The organism is Nocardiopsis sp. FIRDI 009, from assembly GCF_003386285.1.
Lineage (GTDB): Bacteria > Actinomycetota > Actinomycetes > Streptosporangiales > Streptosporangiaceae > Nocardiopsis.
In genome coordinates this window covers 51,641-75,031 of the sequence record NZ_QPNC01000016.1, presented here as the reverse complement: position 1 = coordinate 75,031, position 23,391 = coordinate 51,641, and the positions used below count along the sequence as shown (strand labels likewise).

16 protein-coding genes are annotated in these 23,391 nt (G+C 72.6%); 13 read left to right on the top strand and 3 right to left on the bottom strand.

Annotated features, from left to right (window positions below):
• Positions 1–17: 17 nt before the first annotated feature.
• Positions 18–2,066, top strand: coding sequence for a WD40 repeat domain-containing serine/threonine protein kinase (locus tag DVR05_RS14180; RefSeq protein WP_116246345.1), 2,049 nt, complete (start codon positions 18–20; stop codon positions 2,064–2,066).
• 37 nt (positions 2,067–2,103) lie between these two features.
• Entirely contained in the window at positions 2,104–4,146 is a 2,043-nt protein-coding gene (locus DVR05_RS14175) for an acyl-ACP thioesterase (RefSeq protein WP_116246344.1), read from the top strand.
• Positions 4,147–4,173: 27 nt separating this feature from the next.
• On the opposite strand, the gene DVR05_RS14170 is transcribed toward DVR05_RS14175, so the two are convergent.
• Positions 4,174–4,809 carry a hypothetical protein gene (locus DVR05_RS14170; RefSeq protein ID WP_116246343.1) on the bottom strand — a complete coding sequence of 212 codons (636 nt, stop codon included), beginning with the start codon at positions 4,807–4,809 and terminating at the stop codon, positions 4,174–4,176.
• 203 nt (positions 4,810–5,012) lie between these two features.
• Here DVR05_RS14170 and DVR05_RS14165 point away from each other — a divergent pair, with 203 nt between their 5' ends.
• Positions 5,013–5,567: a GerW family sporulation protein gene (locus DVR05_RS14165; RefSeq protein WP_369974537.1), complete on the top strand. Its 555-nt coding sequence runs from the start codon at positions 5,013–5,015 to the stop codon at positions 5,565–5,567.
• Between the two features lie 3 nt (positions 5,568–5,570).
• Here the strand turns inward: DVR05_RS14165 and eccD are convergent, their stop codons facing one another.
• The gene (gene eccD / locus DVR05_RS14160) at positions 5,571–6,911 is read right to left on the bottom strand and encodes a type VII secretion integral membrane protein EccD (RefSeq protein WP_116246342.1); all 1,341 of its coding nucleotides are present in this window, start codon (positions 6,909–6,911) and stop codon (positions 5,571–5,573) included.
• 220 nt (positions 6,912–7,131) lie between these two features.
• Here eccD and eccCa point away from each other — a divergent pair, with 220 nt between their 5' ends.
• The 10 genes from eccCa to DVR05_RS14100 all read left to right on the top strand — a co-directional run bounded on the left by eccCa (position 7,132) and on the right by DVR05_RS14100 (position 21,350).
• Positions 7,132–11,094 carry a type VII secretion protein EccCa gene (gene eccCa, locus DVR05_RS14155; protein ID WP_369974538.1) on the top strand — a complete coding sequence of 1,321 codons (3,963 nt, stop codon included), beginning with the start codon at positions 7,132–7,134 and terminating at the stop codon, positions 11,092–11,094.
• A 504-nt stretch (positions 11,095–11,598) separates the two neighbouring features.
• A complete protein-coding gene (locus DVR05_RS14140) occupies positions 11,599–12,750 on the top strand; it encodes a hypothetical protein (protein WP_116246341.1) in 1,152 nt (383 codons plus the stop codon).
• A 276-nt stretch (positions 12,751–13,026) separates the two neighbouring features.
• Positions 13,027–13,353 (top strand): hypothetical protein, encoded by a 327-nt coding sequence (locus tag DVR05_RS14135; protein WP_116246340.1) that lies wholly within the window; start codon positions 13,027–13,029, stop codon positions 13,351–13,353.
• Positions 13,354–13,450: 97 nt separating this feature from the next.
• Positions 13,451–16,066: a hypothetical protein gene (locus DVR05_RS14130; protein WP_116246339.1), complete on the top strand. Its 2,616-nt coding sequence runs from the start codon at positions 13,451–13,453 to the stop codon at positions 16,064–16,066.
• 46 nt (positions 16,067–16,112) lie between these two features.
• Positions 16,113–16,628: a hypothetical protein gene (locus DVR05_RS14125; RefSeq protein WP_116246338.1), complete on the top strand. Its 516-nt coding sequence runs from the start codon at positions 16,113–16,115 to the stop codon at positions 16,626–16,628.
• A 199-nt stretch (positions 16,629–16,827) separates the two neighbouring features.
• Positions 16,828–17,166 (top strand): hypothetical protein, encoded by a 339-nt coding sequence (locus DVR05_RS14120; RefSeq protein ID WP_116246337.1) that lies wholly within the window; start codon positions 16,828–16,830, stop codon positions 17,164–17,166.
• A gap of 44 nt (positions 17,167–17,210) precedes the next feature.
• A complete protein-coding gene (locus DVR05_RS14115) occupies positions 17,211–17,504 on the top strand; it encodes a WXG100 family type VII secretion target (RefSeq protein ID WP_116246336.1) in 294 nt (97 codons plus the stop codon).
• Between the two features lie 14 nt (positions 17,505–17,518).
• Complete coding sequence (locus DVR05_RS14110) at positions 17,519–17,878, top strand: hypothetical protein (protein WP_116246335.1); 360 nt, start codon at positions 17,519–17,521, stop codon at positions 17,876–17,878.
• 75 nt (positions 17,879–17,953) lie between these two features.
• Positions 17,954–20,329: a protein kinase gene (locus DVR05_RS14105; protein WP_116246334.1), complete on the top strand. Its 2,376-nt coding sequence runs from the start codon at positions 17,954–17,956 to the stop codon at positions 20,327–20,329.
• Between the two features lie 91 nt (positions 20,330–20,420).
• Positions 20,421–21,350 carry an AEC family transporter gene (locus DVR05_RS14100; protein ID WP_116246333.1) on the top strand — a complete coding sequence of 310 codons (930 nt, stop codon included), beginning with the start codon at positions 20,421–20,423 and terminating at the stop codon, positions 21,348–21,350.
• Positions 21,351–21,376: 26 nt separating this feature from the next.
• Here the strand turns inward: DVR05_RS14100 and DVR05_RS14095 are convergent, their stop codons facing one another.
• Positions 21,377–23,038, bottom strand: a complete 1,662-nt coding sequence (locus DVR05_RS14095; RefSeq protein ID WP_232832140.1) for an OmpA family protein — start codon at positions 23,036–23,038, stop codon at positions 21,377–21,379.
• Positions 23,039–23,391: the final 353 nt, after the last annotated feature.

The following is a 23,391-nucleotide window of genomic DNA, read 5'->3' as shown; positions in this document are numbered from 1 at the left end:
CGCCTGGGAAGGTCGCCATGCAGCAGCCAGCACCCGACGACCCGCGCCGGGTCGGCCCGTACCGGATCGCCGCGCTCCTCGGCGCCGGCGGCATGGGCCGCGTCTACCTCGGGCTGGACGCGGCCGGCGGGTCCGCGGCCGTCAAGGTGGTCCGGGCCGAGTACGCCTACGACCCCGACTTCCGGGAGCGCTTCGCCCGGGAGCTGGAACTGGCCCGGCTCGTGCTGGGCGGGAACGTCCCCCGGGTCCTGGCGGCCGACACCTCGGGGCAGACGCCCTGGATGGCCACCGAGTACGTCATGGGGCCCTCACTCCACGACCTCGTGTACACCACGGGCCCGCTCCCGGAGGAGAGCGTGCGGTTCCTCGGCCGGGGTGTCGCCCGCGCGCTGGAGGGCGTCCACGCCAAGGGCCTGGTCCACCGCGACCTCAAGCCCGGCAACGTGATGGTGTCGGCGGACGGGGCGCAGGTGATCGACTTCGGGATCTCCGGTGCGATGGAGGACGCCCGCCACGGTGACGCGGACCGGGTCGTCGGCACCCCCGGCTACATGTCGCCGGAGGTCGTCCGGGAACAGCGGTGCGGCGCCGCCTCGGACGTGTTCGCACTCGGCGGGACGCTCGTGTACGCGCTCACGGGGACGGGGCCGTTCGGCGAGGGGCACCCGTCGGCCGTGATGTACCGCGTCGCCAACCGGGACCCCGTCCTGACCGGGGTCCCCGAGTCCCTGCGCGGGCTCGTCGCGTCCTGTCTGGACAAGGACCCCGACCGGCGGCCCACCGCCGCGGAGATCCTCCGGGAACTGGGCGGCCCGACCGGCCCCGCGCCGCGCGCGGCCGCCTGGCTGCCCCCGCCCGCCCGCGGGGTGCTCGACGGCGTCGCGCGCGAGCACCGGGACGCCGTACGCTCGACCGCTCCGGCCAGGGGGGAGAAGGGTCCCCTGGCGGGGCGGCTGCTCATCGCCGGGGCGGCGGCCGCCGCGCTGCTGCTCATGGGCGGCTTCGGCGTGTGGTCGCTGGGCGGGCCGGACCCGGTGCGCGCCGAACCCGGCGGGGCCGCGCCGTCCGCGAGCGCGGAGCCGGTCGAGCGCGAGGTGTGCGATCCCGCCGTGCACCTGGCCGACGCGTTCACCGAGCCGGCCGAGGCCGACGAACTGCCCGAGATGGCCGGACGGCTCCACCCCGCCTTCTCCAACGACGGTTCGGTCCTCGCCGTCGGGAGCCCGCAGGGGATCTTCCTCCTGGACTGGCGGGACGGCACCCGGCTCGCGTGGATCGACGTGGAGATCCCCCCTCTGCGCGGGAGGCCCGTGTTCTCCCCGAACGACTGCGCGCTCGCCTTCACCTCCGACGACGGAACGCACGTGTACACGTTGGAGACCGGGGAGAGCACCGTCCTGGGCCCCGGTCAGGACGTGAGCACCGCCGTGTTCTCCCCGGACGGCTCGCAGGTGACCACGGCCGCCGGCGGACCCACGAGCGTGGTCACCTACGACGTGGCGAGCGGGGACGTGGTGCACGCCTACGAGGAGGCCGACAGCGCGGCCGAGATCGTCGCCTACTCCCCCGACGGCTCCCACCTGGGGGCCCACACCCTCAGCGGCGAGGTCTTCGTGTGGGACACCGGAACGCGCGAGCTGCTCGCCTACGGGGACGGCTACCGCTCCCCCCTGTTCGATCCGGACCTGGTCCTCACGGGGGACGGCGAGGTGCTCTACTACGACGAGGCCGGTCCCCGCAGGCAGGTGCTCGGCGGTGCGGGGGAGCCCACCCAGTTCGTCCCCGCCCGCCCGCCCGAGGCGCCCCTGGACCAGTTCGTGTACAGCCCGCAGGCGGACCGGCTGTACGCCACCTACCGGGAGCCGGCCGCCGACCTGTCCGAGGGCGTGATGAAGGTGTGGGAGTTCTCCACGGGAGAGGAGTTGACGGCCGAGTCCGACGAGGGGTTCGTCGCCGAGATCACGCTCCATCCCGACGGTGGGATCTTCGTCGGGTTCCCCCCGACCGGTTCGGGGATGTGGGTGGTCGACGCCGTCGAACTGCGCCTGATCACGGCCATCGACTGACCTCACGCGCCACGACCGCCACGCCCAGGGAGGGCCCATGCTCCCGCTCCACCCCCACGACCCCCCATCCGTCGGCCCCCACCGCCTCCACGCCCGCTTGGGTGAGGAGACCTTCACCCGCGTCTACCTGGGGTCGGACTCCGGCGGGGCGCCCGTCGCGATCAAGGTGGCGCGATCGGCGCACGCCACCGACCCCGCCTTCCGGGCGGCCTTCGCCCAGCGGGTACTGACCGCGCGTGAGGTGTTCGGCCCCCACGTGTGCGAGGTGCGCGACGCCGACCCGCACGGCGCGACGCCGTGGGTGGCCGTGGACCGCCCGTTCGGGCCGAGCCTGACCGAACTGGTACGCGGGCACGGCCCGCTCGGCGCGGACGCGCTGGTCCCGTTGGCCCTCGCGCTCGCCTCGGCGCTGACCGACCTGCACGCGTCGGGACGCGCCCACGGGTCGCTGTGGCCCGACGGGGTGCTCCTGACCCCGCGGACGGCGGTCCTGGCCGACCCTGGTCTGGAGTGGTTGGAGCGGGACGGCGCCGAGCGCGCGCCGCACCCGGCGTTCGCGGCGCCGGAGGGCGGGGCGGGGCCGGCCGCGGACGTGCTGTCCTGGGCGGCGACGCTGTGTTTCGCGGCCAGCGGCGTCGAGGGGCCGGACGGGCTCGCCCGCGTCCCCCTGCAACTGCGCGGACTCGTCGACGCGTGCCTCAGACGGCACCCGTCGCTGCGCCCCAGCGCGGCCGACCTGGTGCGGATGCTCGGCGGACCCGGCGACCCGGGCCTGTGGCCGCGACGGACGCGGACCGCGATCGAGGCCGTCGCGGCGCGGCAGCGGGCGGTCGTCTCCCCCGTGCCCGGGGGCCGCTCCGCGGCGGGGGCGGCGGACTCCCCCGCCCGGGGCGGACGCCGGGTCGCGCTCCTGGGGGCGGGGGGTCTGGTGCTCGCCCTGGTGGCGGGCTCCGCCGTGGCGTGGACCCTCGGTTGGCCCCCCGGTGGAGCGGCGTCGGACGGGGAACCCGGGGCGTCCGGGGCCGGGCTGGTCACCGACGCGGCCTGCCTGGACGGCACCGGGTACCCGGCCCCCGGGGTCGAGCCCGACGGGGCCGGTGCGGGACCGATCGGGCTGGCGTTCGGCCCCGACGGGGACGCGCTGGCCGTGACCACCGAGGAGTACGGCCTGACGGTGTGGGACTGGCGTGCGGGGGAGGAGATCGCCCGCCCCGCCGACGAGGTGTCCCCCGACTCCGACCCCGTGTTCGCACCCACCGGCTGCACGGTCGCCGCGGTGGTCCCCGTCGGGTACGAGGGGATCGACCGGCCGGTGGGGGTCGCGCACACCTTCGACCTGCCGTCGGGGACGACCGCGGGGCACCTGGGACCGCAGGTCGGCCCGGAGGAGAGCGGGGGTGTGTGGCCGGACCGGCCGCGCGACGCCCGGGACGTGGGGTTCGCCCCCGACGGGGGTGTGTTCGCGGTGGCGCTGGACGAGGACTGGGAGGGCGACACCGTGGGCCTCGTCGACCCGGCGACCGGCGAGCCCGCGGGTTCCCTCGTGTCCGGACCGGTCACGGCCCTGGAGTTCGTCGCCCCGGGCCGGGTCGCCGTCAGCCGCCCGGGGACGATCTCCGTGTGGGACCTGGGGTCGGAGGAGGCCCCGCACACGGTGCGCGGGACGGACTCGACGGTCTTCGCCGTGGTCCCCGGGCGTGACGAGGTGGTGTACCGGAGGGGGGAGCGCCTGGTGTGGTTCGACTACGCCGGGCGCTCGGAGCTGGGCTCCTTCGCGCTGCCCGGGTTCGCCGGCACCGGGAGCGCCTCCCTCGTGGAGGTCACGGTGGAGCCGGAGCGGTCCCGGGTGTACGCCAGTTGGGAGGTGCCGGGGTACGCGTCGGACGACGGCGAGACCGTTTCCACGAGTCACGTGTGGGACCTGGAGACGGGTGCGGACCTCGCCGACCGCGACGGCGCGGTGGGGTTCCGGCGGGTCGCCGTGCACTCGGAGGGCGAGGTACTCGCCGCGATCACGGCCGAGGGGCGGGTGGTGATCGTCGACCCGCGGACCCTGGAGCCCGGCGACCCCCTGTTCTGACCGGCCCTCCCCCGGGCGCGGGCGGACTCAGCCGACCGCCGCGAGGATCTCCTCGGCCGCCAGGAGCGCGCCCTCGCGCAACTCCTCCTCCGGCGCCTGTTCCCCCATGTTCCTCGTGTAGTCCACCTCCACGAGCACCTGGCCCTCCACCACGGTGACGGAGACGCCGTCACCGATACCGGGGCCGATGACGGTGAAGTCCCCGAGGTCGACGTCGGGGTCCGCGTCCTCCTCGGTGACGTCGGGATAGTCGGAGTCGACGTAACGGCCCTCGTAGACCTTCATGTCCAGGTAGAGCGTGTACGAGGTCAGCGAGATGAGCATGCAGCTCATCTCCAGTCGGCCGCGCTCCTCCAGCTCCTCCGGTTCGGGCACCCCGGTCGTGGTCTGCGGTTCACCACGCATGTCCTCCTCGCCGAGCAGCTCCGTCAGCGTCTCCTCCGAGAGGACCGTGCACAGGTCGTCCGGGGCGAGCTCCATTGGATCGACGAGTTCGACGGCCTCCTCGGCCGCAGCCGTCTCCTCGGTGTCCTCCGCGTTCGCGTCAGCGGCGGTGTCCGGCTCGCGTTCGGTCTCCTCAAAGCCGCCTCCGCAGGCGCTCAGCAGGAACGCCAGGGCGGCCCCTCCGGCGAGGGCGGCGGCATGGCGGGTCGGCTCGGGCATGCGGGGGTCCCCTCCTGGGTCGTTCTCAGAACGGCGGACACCATATCGCCCAACGGACACGAACCCTCGCTCCGTGTCCGTGACCGGCCACACCGGCATGGTCCTCCGGGAACACGGACGTACCGTGAGATTCGGGCCACAACGGGGGCGACCCGGTAGCGTGTGAGGAGTACCGGTGCCGGAGCGGCGAGGGAGACGGGGCCATGCTGAGATCCGCGATCCGACGGGCCCGACGCACCGCCCGGAGCGCCGGTCGCACGGCGCCCGCCAAACGCTCCAGCCCCGCGCTGGACGCGCTGGTGCGCGTGGTCGAGGGCACCGGCGCGGCGGCCAGGGCGGGCACCGTGTTCGGCGACCCGGTGGTGTCGGGCGCGACCACCGTCGTCCCCGTCGCGCGGGTCAGCGCGCTCAGCACGATGGGCGGCGGTTCGAGCCGTATCCCGGGCGCCGACGGGGGCGGGGGCAGCGGTTTCGCGCGGGTGCGGCCCGCCGGGTTCATCGTCCTCGACGGCGTGGGCGCCCGCTTCCACCCCATCCGCCAGCCCGCGGCCGGGCTCGTCCTGCCCCTCGCCGTGATCACGGCGGTGGCGGCCACCCGTATCGTGGGCGTCTCGCTCAGGGAGGCCCGGCGGCGGAGGCGGCGCGCCGAGCCGCGGGGGGTCGCGGCGACGGCGGTGGTGGAGGCGTCGGGGAACCGGTCGGCGCGGGAGGAACCGCCCGCCGGGAGCGGGGCCGAGCGTTCCCCCGCCCCGGAGTGAGCGTCACTCCACTCCGGACATCCGCGCGACGAAGGCGAACAGGCCCATCCCCCAGGCGAGGACCGCGCACATCGCGATGATCACCACGACCTCGACCCCGTTGAGGACGCGGCGCAGCGACGCGCGCGGCACGTCGGTCAGGCGCACCCAGCTCAGCACGCCCAGGACCATGCAGACGAGCAGGGCCGCGACCGGCAGCCACGGTCCCAGCACGGGGTACTCCCCGATCGCCGCCACCCCCGTGGCGCCGAGCCCCAGGACGCCCCCGAGCCGCAGCGGCAGTACGTGGCGGATCCGGTCGAACAACCGCGAACGCATGATCAGCAGCACCGACAGCAGACCGCTGAGCAGCAGGTCCGGCAGCCCCTCGGCCATGAGGGTCAGGAGCACGGTGACCGCGCCGCCGCTGAGCGCGGCGCCCGTCACGATGCCCAGCAGCAGCCGGTCGCTGTTGGTGAAGGTGTCCTCGAAGCGCTCCGTGGCGACCTGGCCCGAGCGCCCCACCTCGTAGTCCAGCCCGGACAGGCCGCCCATCACCATGGCCACCCGCGGCAGCGCGCCGACGCACAGGGCCAGGGCCAGTCCCATCGCCCGGACCCCCTGCACCGGGTCCACGAACGCCCCGACACCGACCAGCACCCCGGCGGTCACCGTGATCACGCCGAGCCCGGCGATGTAGGCCAGCCCCGTCTCGTGCAGGGCCCAGCCGACCCCGGCCACCAGGAGCGCCCCGGTCAGCGCGAACGCCGCCGTCACCAGGGCGCCCGCGTTGGTCGCCAGACCCGCGGCGAGCACGGCGGTCACCGCGCCCCACACGCAGGACGCGGCGAACAGGACGTGGGCGACGGCGGGCAGCGGGCGACGGGCCGCGAGCAGCATGATCGCGATCGAGAACAGGGTGCCGACGCTCGCCACACCCAGGTGGCCGACCGAGGGCCGCAGCCACATCATCAACAGCAGCATCAGCAAGGGGCCGATTCCGGCCACGAGGAGTCCGAAGGAGAGCGTCGTCGTCGGGTTCCAGATCCGGGCGGTCTCGTCGACCCGGTCCTCCACGGCGCCCCGCACGTCATCCACGTGCGCGGGTCGGCTGGGCGCGGTCCGCCGGTCGAGCATGAGGACGTCGCCGTCGTAGACCCCGGCGCTCTCCAGCGGCTCCTCCGGCCGGACCGGGGAGCCGTCGACGGTGGTCAGCGCCCAGTGCGCGGGCTCGGTGCCCTCCTCCTGGGGGCCGCACACCTCGACGATGCGCGGCATCAGCGTCGCCACGGGCACGCTTCCGGGCAGTGCCAGATCGGCCCAGCGGTCCGGTCCGGTGACCGTGACCCGGCAGTATCCACTCACACCCATGATTCCTTTGCCGTCGCCGTAGGGGGTTGTCGCCGCTCGGGGGTACAGATCGACGCGAATTAGGTGATTCGCGGTGTTCGCGAGATCATTCCTAGCGTAGTCACCCAGACACCCAGCCCCCGCAGGTGGACGGAAAGAGGTCACCGTGGCGACGAGACCGGTCCCCCGCCCCGCCCGCAGCGTCCCGACCGCCCCCGGGAACACGCCCCTGGTCATCGCGACTCCGCCGCAGATGCCGGAGAACCCTCCCGCCTCCAGTTCGGGTGCGATGATCATCATGCCGATCATCACCGGGTCGGGTTCCCTGCTGATGTCCATCACCATGGGCCACCGGCCGCTGATGGCGGTCGCGGGCGTGATGATCATGATGGCGAGCGTCGTCGTCGGCATCATCATGTTCGTGGCCCAGCACAACGGGCCGCGCAGGCGGATCCGGGAACAGCGGGAACGGTACGTGGACTACCTCGACCAGCTGCGCGAGATCGTCCGGGACGTGGCCGCCACGCAGCGGGCGGACAACGCCTTCCGCCACCCGGACCCGCAGCTGCTGACCGAGCCCGCGCGCTCCCGCGCCCGGCGCTGGGAGCGGCGCGCCTCCGACCCCGACTTCCTGGACGTGCGCGCGGGGTCGGGGACCCGACCGCTGGCCCGGGCGCTGAAGCTCAAGGTGGACAACTCCAACCCGCTGATCGTCTACGACCCCGTCTGCCAGGGCGCCGCCGACCAGCTCATCGAGCTGTACGGCGACGTGCCCGAGATGCCGCTGGTGGTTCCGCTGCGCGAGTACGGCGTGGTGTCGGTCGTCGGCGACCGCGAGGCCGGGCGCGGGCTGGCGCGGTCGATGATCGCGCAGCTGTCGACCTTCCACTCCCCGCACGACCTGCGGATCGGCGTGGTGCGCGACCACAAGCTGCGCACCTGGTGGGAGTGGCTCAAGTGGCTGCCGCACAACACCTTCGACGAGGCCAGGGACGGCCCGATGCCCGCCCGGTTCGTGGCCGGGAACACCGTCCAGATCGCCGAGCTGCTGTCCGAGGAGATCGAGCGCCGCACGGTCGACCTGCAACGGCGGCGCGGCAAGCCGCCGGGCCCCGGCACGCAGCGGCTGGTGGTCGTGCTCGACGGCGAGCACCAGTCGACGCTGTCCGGGCTGCACGCCGAACCGCCCGTGACCTCCCTGGCCGATCTGGGGATCCACGTGATCGCCCTGGTGGGCGACCGCCGTGAGGAGCCGGAGGCGGTGGACCTGCGGCTGCTGGTCGACGCCGACGGCACCCTGACCGAGGACACCGAGCTGCCGGGCGCGGACGAGGAGGCCGAGCGCGCCCCCCTCAGGGGACGGGCCGACCGGTCGAGCGTCGCCCACCTGACGAGCCTGGCACGCTCCCTGGCGCCGTACGGGATCGCGGTCACCGACTCCGACGACGCCATGCACGAGACCGTCGGGCTGCCGGAGATCCTGGGGGTGCCCGACGTCGCCCAACTGGACACGCGGCGCACCTGGCGCAAGCGCAGCACCGGTGACTACCTGCGGGTTCCGATCGGTATCGGGCCGAGCGGCAACACGGTGCTGCTGGACCTGAAGGAGTCGGCCTTCGGCGGCATGGGCCCGCACGGGCTGGTGGTCGGCGCCACCGGTTCGGGTAAGTCGGAGATGCTGCGGACGATGGTGGCCTCGCTGGTCATCAACCACTCGCCGGAGAACCTCGCGCTGCTGCTGGTGGACTTCAAGGGCGGCGCGACCTTCGCCGACACCGACCGGCTGCCGCACAGCGCCGGGCTGATCACCAACCTGGCCGATGACGACGGCCTGGTGACCCGGTTCCGGGAGGCGACCTTCGGTGAGCTGCTCCGGCGCCAGCAGATCCTGAAGAACGCGGGCAACCTGCCGAACCTGCACGCCTACGAGGCGGCGCGGGAGAACGACCCCGAGCTGGAGCCCCTGCCGCACCTGCTCATCATCATCGACGAGTTCTCCGAGCTGCTGACCGCCCACCCGGACTTCGCGGAGCTGTTCGTCGCGATCGGACGCATCGGCCGGTCGATCGGGGTGCACCTGCTGCTGGCCACCCAGCGCCTGGAGTCGGGCAAGATCAAGGGCCTGGAGTCGCACCTGTCCTACCGCGTGGGTCTGCGCACCTTCTCCGAGGCGGAGAGCCGCGAGGCGATCGGGGTCGGCGACGCCTACCACCTGCCGCCCGAACCCGGCTCCGGCTACCTCAAGGTCGACACCTCCGTCTTCGAGCGGTTCAAGGCGGCCATGGTCTCCCAGCCCTACGAACCGCCCCAGAAGGAGGAGAGGGACGAGCACGAGCCCGTCCTGCCGCTGCTGTCCTACAACGCCCTGGAGAAGGTGACGGGCACGGGGTCGCTGGTCGACTCGCTCGTGGGTTCGGTCAGGGCCAAGGAGGAGGAGAAGCAGCCCAAGGAGAAGCGGACCACCCTCCAGGTGACCGTGGACCAGCTGGTGGCGTCGGGCGCCGAGCGCGTGCGACCGGTGTGGCTGCCGCCGCTGCCGGAGGTGCTGACCTTCGACTCGGTGCTGGCCGACCTCGGGGAGGCCGACGACCTGGAGGGCGAGGGCACCGAGCCGGACCCGGCCGAGGCCAAGGCGGTCATCGGTCTCACCGACATCCCGCGCGAGCAGCGGGTGATCCCGGCGGAGCTGGACTTCACCGGGGGCGAGGGCAACATCGTCATCCTGGGCGGCCCCCAGTCCGGGAAGTCGACGCTGCTGCGCACGATCATCGCCAGCCTGGCGTGGCGGTACCCGCCCGGCCGGGTCGGGGTGTACGCGATCGACTTCGGCGGCGGCGCGCTCCAGGCGATGGACGAACTGCCGCACGTCGCGGGCGTGGCGGGCCGGGCCGATCCGGAACGGGTGCAGCGGATCCTGACCGACGTGTCGGGGCACCTGGACCGGCGTCAGCGGGTGTTCCGCAAGCACAAGCTGGACTCCCCGGCGGCGCTGCGCCAGGCGCGGGCCGAGGGGAAGGTGCCCGCGAGCGTGGTCGGCGACCTGTTCCTCATGATCGACGGGTGGTCGGCGGTCCGGGACTCCTTCGACGCGGCCGACGACTTCCTCATGGACATCGCGACCCGGGGTCCGTCCCTGGGCGTGCACACGATCCTGACGGGCGCGGCGTCGTCGCAGATCAGGTCCCGGTTGCAGGCGCTGTTCGGCGGGCGCTTCGAGCTGCGGCTCAGCGACCCGATGGACTCGGGGATCGGGCGCAAGGTCGCCGAGGAGATCCCCAAGGACACGCCGGGCCGCGGTCTGACCTCGGAGGAGCACCACACGCACGTGGCGCTGCCGCGCGTGGACGGGGTGGCCGGCGACGAGGACGTGACCGACGGGATCCGCGACCTGATCAAGCGGGTCCGGGAGCGCTGGCCGCAGAAGGCCGTGCAGGGCGTGCGGACGCTGCCCCAACGGGTGGAGCTCGACGAGCTGCTCAAGGGCCGCAGGAGCGGCAGGGGCCGGATGCGCGAGCTGGTGCTCGGCATGGCGGAGAGTTCGCTCGCCCCGGTCACGACCAACCTGGACCGGGACCCGCACCTGGTGGTGTTCGGCGACCCGCAGACCGGCAAGACGACCCTGCTGCGCGGGCTGGTCAAGCAGATCGTCCAGCACCCGGCCAAGGAGCTGGGCATCGTGATGGTCGACTTCCGGCGCTCGCACCTGGAACTGGTGCCGGAGGAGCACCTGCTGGCGTACTGCACCACGGCGGAGCAGACCAAGGCCGTCGCGGACAACCTGGCGGGGTCGCTCAAGCAGCGTCTGCCGGGGCCGGACGTGACCCCCAGGCAGCTGCGGGAACGCAGCTGGTGGAAGGGCCTGGACCTGTACATCGTCGTGGACGACATGGACATGATCGCCTCGCGCAGCAACCCGCTCGCGCCGCTGGCGCCGTACATCCCGCAGGGCGCCGACCTGGGTCTGCACGTCATCGCGGCCCGGCGTACGGGCGGTACGGCGCGCGCGATGTTCGAGCCGGTGCTCCAGGCGCTCAACGACATGGCGACGCCCGGCCTGCTGTTCTCCGGTGACCGGATGGAGGGGCGCCTGGCCAACGGCGTGGCCTCCAAGGCACTGCCGCAGGGCCGGGCTCAGCTGGCGCTGCGCGGCAAGCGCCCCGACCTGGTGCAGGTCGGGTGGAGCGAGCCCCCGGGGTAGGGGACGGGGCGGTGTGACCCCGGCGGCGGCCGCCCCCGCCGGGGTCACACCGGGAGGGCGAGGGCCAGCGACGCCGCGGCCAGCGCCAGGTGGCGCCGGGGAAGGCGATGTCGTACAGGACCCCCGCCCGCACGTGGGCCGCGACGGCGCCGACGTCGAACAGGACGAGTCCCGCGCCCGCGGAGACCGGCGCCCGGCGCGACCACTGGCCCGGTGCCGACGAACGCGGTGACCGCCCCGTCCGAACCGGCGCGGCCACCGAGCACCCCGACGACTGGCTCAACGCGATCGCCAGCGGCTACGGGATCGCGTCCGCCCCCGAGTCCGCCGCGCGCTTCCCCTCGTGTCCCGGCGTCACCTACCGCCCCACCCGTGGCCTCTCCCCGAGTCGCGTCGCCGTCGCGTGGACGCCCGCAGCACCCCTCCGGAGGTGGAACCATAGGAAGTCCGGGTTGGTCCCACTTGTGGCAACTCCACCGTTTCCCTCCCCCGAAAGGCAGATTCGTGCGGCGTTCCCTCGCCCTCATGTCGGCCGCGTGTCTGGTGGCCGCCACCGCCTGCGACGCCTCCTCCACGGATTCGGACGACCCACCGGAGACCGTGGAGGAGATCACCGAGCAGGGACTGGCCGGACTCGCCCTGCTGCACCGCGGGTACGAGGGCGGCGACCCGGAGACCGACCAGGTCCTCGTCTTCCACGACCCCGCGACCGGCCAGCCCGTCCACGCGCTCGACCTGCCCGAGGGGGCGGTGGACCCCATGGCGCCGGCCCTGCCGGTGCACTCCCAGTTCTCCGCGGACTGGCAGTTCTTCGCCTACGCGACCGCCGAACCGTCCGCGATCACCATCGCCGTGCTCACCGACCCCGAGGACGTCGAGGGTTCCGCGGTCGCCGAGGCCACCGACGAGGAGGGCGAGGAACCGGCCAGGGTCACCTACCAGCCGGCCGAGTCGGTGACCGCGTCCCCCGGCGAGGTGCTGTCACGGCCGGTCATCCACGGAGAGCGGCTGTGGTACGTCTCCGACGACACGCAGGACGGCCAGCCGCCTCGGGTGATGTCGGTGCCGCTGGACGCTCCGGGCGGCACCCCGAACCAGGAGGGCACGCTCCCCTTGGGCGAGTACCAGCGCCCGAGCGACTGGGCGCTCACGCCCGCGGGCGAGCTGCACATCCGCAACAGCGTCCGGACCCAGCAGCTGCCCGGCGCCGACGGCCGGACCCTGGTGATCCGCCAGACCAACGGCAGCGTCGTCAACGCGTCCCTGACCACCTCCGAGGGCCGGTGGCAGACCTTCGACGACGGCCCGGTGTGGGGTGGGGGCACCGCCGTGCTGGGGCCCGTGTCGGACGGCTCCCAACAGACGGCGGCGGGCGCCTACCTGGTGACCGTGGACGGACAGACGCACACGGCCGCCCGGATCCTGGAGAACAGCGGAGGTCCGGTGCTCCAGTACGCGCCCGCGCCCGGGCGCGACGCGGTCCTGCTCCAGACGGAGGAGGCGTGGTTCCGCGTCGACCTGGAGGAGGGCGAGGTGACCGGAACGGAGGAGGTCTTCCCCCGGTTCCACGACGCCTCCATGGACGGCTACCCGCTCGTGGTCCGCTGGGCCGAGGAACCCGCCGGGGACGAGGCCAGCGCCAGCCCGTCCGAGTGAGCCCCCGCGCCCGTGACCCGCGGCGGGCCACCGCCGCCGCGCGCACCGCCCCTCACGACGAACGCCGTCCCGACCTGAACACCCGGCGAACAACGCGCTCCGGACACGGACAACATCTCCGAACACCTCGCGCACAACGGAACTCATCGGCCCCTTCGGGCGTCTGACCCCGTACCCGGACCCCGACCGTCCCGCCACCCCCCGGCGAGACGGTACTCGCACGTGGAGGGCGGCGTACGCCCTCTCGGTCATCCCGCACCCACGGAGGAGACCCACATGACCACAGAGGCAGGCGGCAATCCGATCGAGGCGATGGAGGGCGGCGAGTACGCCGAGACCCTCGCCGCCGCCATGGCCGGGCTGGCCGACATGTTCGACCTCCTGATGGAGGACGCCGAGGCGGCCGCGGGACACTCCGACGTCATGGCCGGGTTCCGCACGTTCAAGGAGGAGTTCGCCCAGGACCTCATCGACGTCCAGGAGCACGGCCTCTCCCTCGCGAACAACATCCAGGCGGGTGCGTCCGAGATCGCCCGGAACGACCTGGAGAGCGCCGAGGAGTACGACTCCGCCTGGGACGCGCGCCTGGAGATCAACTTCTAGCCGCCGCCCGACGCCCGCCACCCCGGCGGACCGATCTCCTCCCCCCGCCGTGTCCCCGCCCCCTCCCCGCCTTTCCCGTTCACCCCCAAGGAAGACCGTGGCCTCCTTCGACCTGGACTTCTCCCCCCGTTCCGTCGACTACACGTCCCGTCCGATGTACGAGTGCGCCCGGGACCTGGAGCTGCTCAACTCCCGGGTACTCGGACGCGCCGACGACCTCCGGGGCGGCTTCGACTCCGCGGCCACGCAGTTCACCGACGTCATCGGCTGGGACATCAGGAACCTCTCCGAGGAGGACCGGCAGCACTGGCGCGACGCCGCGGTCACCGTCACCTACGTCGCCTCCGTCGCGGAGATGTGGGCGGACATGATCGAGGAGTTCAGGGACGAGTGGGGCGCCCAGGTCTCCGACTGGCACAACGACCGCCGCGCCAAGGAGAGCGCCGTCCCGGACAAGTACCAGAACGCGACGATCACCGCCACCTACCCCGAGGCCGACGGCTTCCTCTGGACGGACTGGGGCGCCGGGGACGAAGCGAAGTGCCGCGAACTCTACGACGGACTCAAATCCACCCGCGACTCCCTCATCACCCGTGAGGAGACCAACTGGCAGAAGCTCCAGGACAACGCCGCGGACATCCGCGAGATGCTCGAACAGGGCCCCACCCCCGCCAACGTCCAGCGGCTCATCGACGCGGGCAACGCCGACTGGGCGTTCTACAACCTCGACCCCGCTCGCTTCGCCCAGCTCATCGACGAGAACCTCCTCACCGACGAGAACGCGCGCGAGTGGGCCGAGGAGCTCAACGGCTACTGGAGCGGCGACAAGCCCCTGGACGAGCGCTACGACGAACTCATGGCCCTGATGGCCATGATCGGCACCAACGCGCGGCGGGGCCAGGAGAACGGCACCGAACTCAGCTCCCGCGAGGTCGACTTCCTGGAGGAGTTCTACGGGCAGCTGGAGGACGAGCACACCAACGGGGACGGGCTCGGCCCGGGCGTCCTCGCCCTCCCCGGCCTCATGGCCGGGAGCGACATGACCGACGAGGAGCGCGAACGCGCCCTGGGCGTCCTCGGCGACGGCCTGCTCGCCCTCTCCGACCCGAACCTCGGCGGCGGCTACGACAAGCTGCCCCAGAGCTTCCGGACCGCCGTGGAGAGCTCCCTGCCCGTCGACCACGACGAGAACAGCGTCCCCTACACCCCGGTCACGCTGGGGGACGACCTCAGGTCGCTGTCCGCGCTCCTCGCCCACACCGACGAGGACCTGGAGGCCGGATACGGCCTGTCCACCAACCTCCACCTGTCCATGGGGGCCTTCCTCGACAACTGGGGCGACGTGCCCGACCCGGACGGGATCATGCCGGCTTCCGAGCAGATGGCGGCCCTGATCGACGTGGCCAGCCGCAACGAGGACTCCAACTACTTCATGCTCACGGGCACCCACCTCAACCCGGAGCTGGGGATCGACTACCACGACGACCTGCGCACCCAGGCCCTGGAGGGCACGCTCACCTACGAGTGGCACGACGACGGCGCCACCGCCCGCCAGCTGACCGACTGGCTGCACGAGGACCTGAACAGCGACGACCCCCTGGAGGTCAGCCGTGCCGGGCGCGCGTTCGCGGGGTTCATGGAGACCCTCACCGACCCGGACATGCACGACGCCCTCGTCAACACCGGGGTCGACGTGACCGAGGGGGAGAACGAGTACTCCGACGCGTCCTTCACCCAGTTCAACGGCGAACTCGCCGACAGCCTCGCGGACATCTTCGACGCCCACATCTACAGCTTCGCCGACAGCGACGTCCTCCAGGACAACGAGCCGGTGACGGGCATCGGGGACTTCGAACCGGACAGGAACTTCGTCTCCATGGGGCCCGAGGAGCGCGCCATGTACATGCAGCTGCTCATGGGCAACGACGAGACCGCGGGGCGTGTGGTCAACTCGGTCGACGTCTACCAGCAGATCGAGGCCGCCGCGTTCTTCGAGAGCGGGCAGGACGAGGAGACGGCACGCGGCGGGGGCCAACTCCAGGCCCTTCTGGAGGAGGCCCTGCGCAGGGAGTCCGCCGACCGGACCGCCGACCTCGACGAGCAGATCGACCGCAAGACGCAGATCACGGAGTACATCGTGGGCGAGGCGACCGGCCTGTCGGAGAAGATCCCGGTCATCGGCGCGGCCGTGGCGAAGGGCCTGGAGCTCGGGCAGGACAGCATCGTCGAGGCGATCGTCGACGGAGAGTACGAGGTCTCCCCGCGCCATCCGACCTTCTCCGGTGCCGAGTACATTGAGCGCAACTTCCGGATCGAGGCCCTCGACTACCTGTCGCAGCACGACCCCGAGGCCCTCAACGACGTCATCCGTCCCGACGAGTTCCACACCCTGATCGACGGCGGAGCCCTCACCGTCTGGCAGGACGGTGTGCGGCTGGCCCCGGAGGACATCGGGGAGGGCTTCGTCTTCGACGACTCCGTCAGGGTCAGCGTCGAGAAGGACCCGAACGAGTGGACGGACAACGAGAACCAGGACCTCGACCGGATGGACGGCGCCATCAGCAACATCATGGACGACGTGGAGATCACCACCAGCGACGGCCGTACCCAGCCGGGCCACCAGCGCGTGGACGACTTCGTCGAGCAGTACAACAACTCCTACAACGACACGAACAGGGTCTTCGAGGGCCGAGGGGAGGAAGAGGAGGAGTGATGCGCGGCTGGCCGCAGACCGTCGCCGACACGATCCGGAGGAACCGTTGACCCCGTACAAGGGCCGTGCGCCCGCCTTCATGGCGGTCACCCTGGCCACGATCCTGGTCCTGTCCGCCTGTTCGACCCCCGAACCCGAGACCGGGGCCGAGGAGGAGCCGACCGGCGACTACGTCTCCTTCTTCTGGGTCGAACGGGAGGTCATGGTGCGCACGCTGGACCGCATGTTCGCCGAGGGCGACCCGGGCCAGGTCGTCGAGAACATCGGCGACAAGAGGGACAGGCTGTTCGACACCGCGATCGTTCGGGAGAACGGGGGCGGGTACTACGTCGAACTGGACAAGGACGAGTGGAACACCGAGGCGGTCCACAACTCCGGGCAGATCGACGGGGCTCTCGCGGACGCCATGTACCACAACGAGGTCACCTGGTGCGGCGAACCCGTCAACGGCGAGGACTTCGTCGACGCCTACATGGACGAGCACTGGGAGACCCTCGACACCCCGGAGGAGTACGAGGCGAGCGTCATCGACTACGTGGACTGCGGCGACGGCCAGCCGTGAACCAGCCGTGAACAGCACCGCATTGGCCGAATCCGGCCGCGATGTCGCGAAGGGTGCGTGGTCATTGACCCACCGATGAGATGCTTACTATCGTCCGTAATCTCCCCTCCTCCCGTGTTCCGCCCCATGACGAACACCATGCCCCCCGGAGGACGGGATCACCGCACAGTTCCTCTCCCATCCCCCTGGAAGGATTCGGATGTCCAACCACGCCGGTCTCGAAAATGTCAACGCACTCGGAACGGGAGGAGAGAACCTCGGGCAGGAGTCCGACGGCCTCCGCACCCAGATGAACCAGCTCATCCAGGACATGTCCAACGACGGGGACGCCCTCCAGGGCCAGGCCCTGCACGATTTCCGTGAGGCGCGCAACGCGCTCACCGAACGGTTCGACGAACTCATGACCTGGTGCAGCCAGAACGGCATCAAGCTGAACGAGGGTCAGCAGCAGTTCAACATCACCGACCAGGATTCCGCCGACGACCTCGCGCAGGCCGGAAACGACCTCGGCGGCCTCTCCCGTCCGATCAACGCGTAACCTCTCCCCACCCTCTTCCCCCGCCACGAGAAAGGCGATCAGTCATGGGCAGCCAGTTCGATGTCTACGGCAATGTCGGTCAACTGGAGGGTCTGGCCTCCGACCAGCAGGCGCACCTGGCCCGCTTCACCGCGATCATGAGCCAGATCAACGAGCAGTCCGAGAGCACCGTCAGCCAGTGGGAGGGCTCCGGCAGCGCGCAGTTCCAGGCCAAGGCCCAGGAGTTCGACTCCCACTTCGCCGAGGTCAACGCCGCCTTCTCGAAGATGATCGAGGCCACCAGCGGTACCGCCGAGAAGTACGGCCGTCTGACCAACTACCTGAACAGTCTGTTCTAGTAGGCTGATCGCCGATGTCCTCCCCCACGCCACCCCCACCGGCCCCAGCGGATCCGGACCCGCAGCTCCCCGAGGCGTTCCACTACACGCCCGACGAGGAGAAGTACGTCCTCCAGGCGGACGCCCTGCGGCACCGGCAGCTGCGGTCGGCCCTGCTGTACGGTTCCAGCCGCTACTGGCGGCGCCGGCAGCAGGTGTGGCCGGCGGTGATCGGCGGTCTCATTCTCACCGCCCTGATCTGCGGCGTCATCGCCCTCATCGGGGCGTTCGGCCGTCAGCAGGAGGTCAACGAGGAACGTGGGTTCGGAACGTTCCGGCAGCAGGTGGTGCAGGACCCCGCGTTCGACGCCCCGCGACTGCCGGAGCTGCCCTGACCCACCGCTTCACCGCCCCCGACGCCTGGGCGCCGGGGCCTTCCGCCACGAACACCACGAGGGGGTCGCTCACTCATGTCCGGCTCCGCACACGCCGCATGGGCGCCCGGATACGACACGTCCGCCGTGCTGCGCCGGGGGCGCCGTGCCAGGATCGTCCGCGCGACGCGTGCGACCAGTGGTGCCGACGTCGTGCTCAAGGTCCTGCCCGCCGCGCAGGGGCGCGCCGAGCTCGACCGGCTGCGTGATCTCAGCGGGGTGCCCGGTGTGGTGCCGCTGCTGGACGCGGGCACCACGGCCGAGGGCGACCTGTTCGTGGTTCTGCCGTTCTACGCGGACGGCTCCTTCGCCGACATGCTCGCCGCCAGGGGACCGGCTCCGCTCCAGGAGGCGGCGGCGGTCGCCCGGAGCGCGGCGGCCGCCCTGGGCGCGATGCACGGTCGGGGTCTGGTGCACAACGACGTCAGCCCGGGCAATGTCCTGAGGGCGGGCCGTACCCCGGTGCTGACCGGTTTCGGCTCCGTTCACCCGATCGGCGCGGCCGTGCCCCCGCCGCCTTCGGGGTCGGAGTCGTTCCTGCACGCGCCCCCGGAGGCGTTGCGCGGCGAGCCGCGGACGGCCGCCTCGGACGTGTACCAGCTCGCCTCGACGATCTGGACGATGCTCGTCGGCCGCACGCCGTTCACCGTCGGGGACGGGTTCGACGCGCGGGAGTACGCGCGGCGGGTGCTGACCGAGGAGGCGCCGCCGGTCGGACGGCGGGACATCTCCCGCAAGCTCCGCGGTGTGCTCACACGTGCGCTGGCCAAGGCGCCGCAGGAGCGCTACGGGAGCGCGGCGGAGTTCGCCGCGGCGTTCGAACAGGCGCGCACGTCGCGACCGGTGCCGACGGTCTCCGGTGCCAGTGGCGCCCAGGCGCCGCTGTCCGGGGCGGCCGCCCCCGAACCGACCCCCGCCGACCCGTACGTGCCCGGTGGGGCCCAGCCGCCGACCACGGTGCCGCCGACCACCGCCCCCGAGGCTCCGTCCACGGGTCCGCGGACCCCGTCCCCGTACTCCGTCCCCAGCGGCGAGCAGGTCCCGCACACGCCTCAGGCGACCCGTCCCGACGCCCTGGCGTCACCCGCGAGCGCGCACACACAGCCGTCGGGTCCGCAGACACCGCCGACCTCCCGGCCCGCCCCCGCCGGGGAACAGGCACCCCATAACGCCCAAGCGGCCCACCCCGCCGCGACGCCCCACGCCGGGCCCTCCGACCCGCAGGCCCCGCACACCGCGCCCTCCGCCGGCGCCCAGCCCCCCCTCTCGGGACCCCACACGGCGCCCTCCGGCGCGCACACCCCGCCCACGGGACCGCCGCGCCCGCATCCGTCCCCGTACTCCGTCCCCAGCGGCGAGCAGACGCCCCACACCCCCCAGGAACACCTCCCCGCACCGCCCTACGCGGTGTCGGGTCCCGCTCCCGCGCCCGCCTCCCCCACGCCGCACCCCGGCACAGGCCCCCGGAACACCCCCGCCGGACCGCCCTCCGCGCCCCCCGGCGTCCCGGCCGAGCACCCGTCCGCGCCCGCCTCGGCACGCCTCGACGGCGCCCGTCAGCTGCGCGGCGACCAGTCCGCGGCGGTGCCCGGCGACGACCAGAGCGGCAGCAGGCTTCCCGCCACCGACGCGGGCGGCACCGCCGAGATCATGATGGCCAGGCTGCGCGGCGAGGAGATCTCCCCGCTCCTCGCCTGGTCGCGTGTGGAGGGCTGGAGCGGCACGGCCGAGTCGGCCCGTCTGCCCGAGGACGGGGCCGCCACCCCGCGGGACGAGGCCCCCGGGTGGTCCGCGCTCCACGAACCGGACGTCTCCCAGGCCCGCTGGCGCAGGCACCTCCACCTCGCCGCGAGCGTGTGCGGCATCCTGCTGCTCACCTCCGTGTCCGGCGCCTTCGCGTCGACCGGCCCCCAGACGCCGATCCTCTCGGCCGCCGAACCCGAGGAGCCCGCCGCCGAGCCGAGCGCCGGAGCCGACGCGTCCGCCGGTGACGGGGAGGCCGCCGACGACGGCACGGACGAGACGGTCGAACCGACCGTGCCGGAGCCGATCGGCGCCCCCACGGAGGTGCGTCTGGAGGACACCCTCAACGCCGTCCGCCTCAGCTGGACCGACAACAGCGGTGGCACCGCGCCCTTCTTCGTGGTGGGCGGGCCGCAGCACCTCGACCCCACGACCCTGGCCCGGACCGGTGCCGGGGTGACCTCGGCGCAGATCACCACCACCGACACCTACGGCGAGTACTGCTTCACCGTGGTCGCCGTCGACGGCGCCTCGGCCCCCGCCGAGGAGGTGTGCACCACACGCGCCGCCGACCGGGCCGCCGCCGCGGCGGCCGAGGCCGAGGAGGAGGCCGCGGAGGAGGACGAGGCCGAGCCGTCGGACGCCCCCAGCCCGGCCCCCGGGGAGTGACCGCGCTCCCCCGACCCCCGGCTCGTCGCCGTCGCACCAGCCCGGATACCGTTTCCCCGATCGTGTCGCGGTATCGCACGGGGAGCGCCGATTGTCCGGGGTCATCGTAGGGTTCGGCGTCATCACCAGCGTCGTCGTCATCGGCTACATGCTGGGACGGATCCCCCTCCTGGGGCCGGGCGCCAAGGACGTCCTCACCAGACTCGCCTTCTACGTGGCCAGTCCGGCGCTGCTGTTCACGATCCTCGCGCGGGCCGACCTCTCCTCCCTGCTGTCGACCCCGGCGCTGGTCGGGGTCCTGACCGTGCTCACGGTCGGCCTGGTGTTCGCCGTCGTCGCCGCCCTCCGGGGGTGGGGGCTGGGCCGTTCCGTCATCGGCGCCCTCTGCGCCTGCTACGTGAACGCGGGCAACCTGGGCATCCCCATCGCCGCGTACGTGCTCGGCGACGCGTCCCTGGTGGCCCCCGTCCTCCTCACGCAGCTGCTCGTGCTCGCCCCCGTGGGGCTCACCGTCCTGGACCTGTCCCAGGGGGGAGCGCACGGGGTGGGTCCGGCCCTGCGGCGGGCGCTGGGGACCCCCGTGCGCAACCCGATCGTCATCGGGTCCCTCGCCGGTGTCCTGGTCTCCGCCTCCGGCTGGACCCCGCCCGCGCCGTTCATGGAACCGTTCGACCTCGTCGGCGGTATGGCCGTGCCCGCCATGCTGCTGGCGTTCGGGATCTCACTGCACGGAAGCGGCCTGCCGGGGCGCGGCCCGGAGCGCGGTCCCGTGTTCGTGGCGGCGGCGCTCAAGTCGTTCGCGCAGCCGCTCGTCGCGTGGGCGGTCGGCGCTTTCGTGTTCTCCCTGCCGGGCACGACGCTGTTCTCCGTGGTGGTGCTCGCCGCCCTGCCGACCGCGCAGAACGTGTTCACGTACTCCGTCCGGTACCGGACCGGTGAGGAGGTCGCCCGCGAGGTCGTGCTGATCACCACCCTCCTCACCGTCCCGGTCCTGTTCGGGGTCACCCTCCTGTTGGGCTGACCGGAGGCCGCCCCAGCCGTCCTCGGTCACTCCGCGAACGGCACGTCCTCGATCTCGCCGAACGACCCGGCGCGCAGGGTGGCCCGGTCGACGTCGGCGGGCGGCGCCGCGAACACCGCGACCAGCTGGTAGGTGTTGCCCGGCTGCATCTCGTGGACCTCCTCGGCGAAGCCCGCGTAGCTGTCGCCGCCGAAGTTCAGCAGCGTGACGTAGCGGACCAGGTCGGAGTCGGGGTCGAGGAGTTGGAAGCCGCCCAGCGCGCCCTGGCTGAACTCGGTCGGTCCGCCCGGGGAGACGGCGTCCTCGCCGCCCATGTCGGGCAGCACCGGCTCGTCTCCGGTGTTGGTCAGCGACACGGTGCTGATCACGTAGGCTCCGTCGCGCCGCAGGGGGTGCACGTCCATCCGGACGTCGCCCTCGGTGACCGAGGCGACCACCTCGGCGGTGTCGTCCGAGACGAAGTCGGCGGGCGGGAAAACGTTGCGCTCGCTGGAGCCGAGCGCGTCCTCGTCGGCGCCGCCGCGGTTACCGGTGCCGCCGGAGCGGTCCACCCGGTAGGAGAACTCCACGCGCCGGTTGCGGGCACGCGCCTCCTCGTCGTCCGGGCCGCCCTCCTCGGCGACCGGCTCGGTGGCTCCGCGCCCCTCCACGACGAAGTCGTACCCCTCGCCCAGTTCCTCCGCGAGGATCCCCCGGACGGTCTCCGCACGCTCGACGGACAGCCGCTGGTTGTAGTCGTCGGTGCCGCGGCCGTCGGTGTGGCCGATGACGGTGATCCGGGGGTCGTCGGGGTCGATGTTGCGCTCCAGCGAGCGGGCGGCGCGCCGGACGACGTCCTCGGCCTCGGCGGTCAGTTCGGCCGAGTCGAAGTCGAACATGACGTCGGAGCGCAGCGCGACGGTCTCGGTGTCGCCGTCGCGGGTGGTGGAGGCGACGTCGGAGTCGACGAAGCTCTCCATCTCGCCGATCCGCTCCACGGCCTCGGCGTCGGGGCGGCGGTTCCCGAACTCGACGACGTCGCCGCGGTCCGGATCGAAGTCGGGGTCGGCGCCGTTGGGGTCCTCCGGGTCGGGCCGCTCCTCGTCGACGTCCACGACGGGGATCCCGGTCATGGCGCCGAGGCCGCTGCCGACGAAGGTGACGTGGGTGACGTCGTCGGGGAGGCGCGGGAAGTACCGGCGGTACCGGTTGGTGGCGTCGACCTCGACGGGGTAGTAGCCGTCGGGGTCGGGGCTGACGGAACCGTACACGTCGCCGTCCTCGTCCAGCAGCGTGCGGTAGGCCCTGCCGCTGACCGGGTCCACCAGGGTGTCCGGCATGGCGAGACTGCTGTTCAGGCCCCGGAAGTGGTCGACGTAGGTGCGCTCGGTGTACAGGACGGTGTACTCGTCGGTGCGCTCCAGGCCCGTGATGGAGAAGCGCAGCGTCGAGTCCTGCCCGGTGTCCTGGAAGATCTGGCCCTCCCGGGTGTAGGGGAAGTCGGCCTCGACCGGTTCGGGGGTGGGCTCGGGCGACTCCGGTTCCTGGCTCGGGCCGGTCGACGGTTCGGGCGGTTCCGTGCTGCCGCCGGCGGTGAGGTCGCTGAGGTCGGGGACGAAGCCGCAGCTGGACAGCGCCAGAGCGGCAGCCGCCACCGTCGCGGCCGCGCCCAGGGCCCGTCCCGTGTTTCCGCTCTGCCGTGTGTTCACGCGATTGACTCCTACAGTGTTTTCACTTGCCAACGACCGATACGACGCAAGCAACACTGTGTTGGTTCTCGGCGCGGATCCCCCTGTGGACGATCTCCTCCGCCCCCTCCCGCCCGCCTACCGTCGGTCACCACACCCCCACCGCGGAGGTGACCGTGCCGACCCGACTCGTCCGCCGCCCCGTGCGCGCAGCCGTGCTGTCCGTGCCCCGGCCCGATGACGCGGCCGGTGGACGGCGGTCGGGCGGATCCACACGCCCCGGTCACCGCGGCCGCACCGCCCGTCGTGGTGGTCGGGGCCCGTCACCACCTGGTGCGGCCGTGGGGCTGACCCCGCAGCAGAACGGAGCGCAC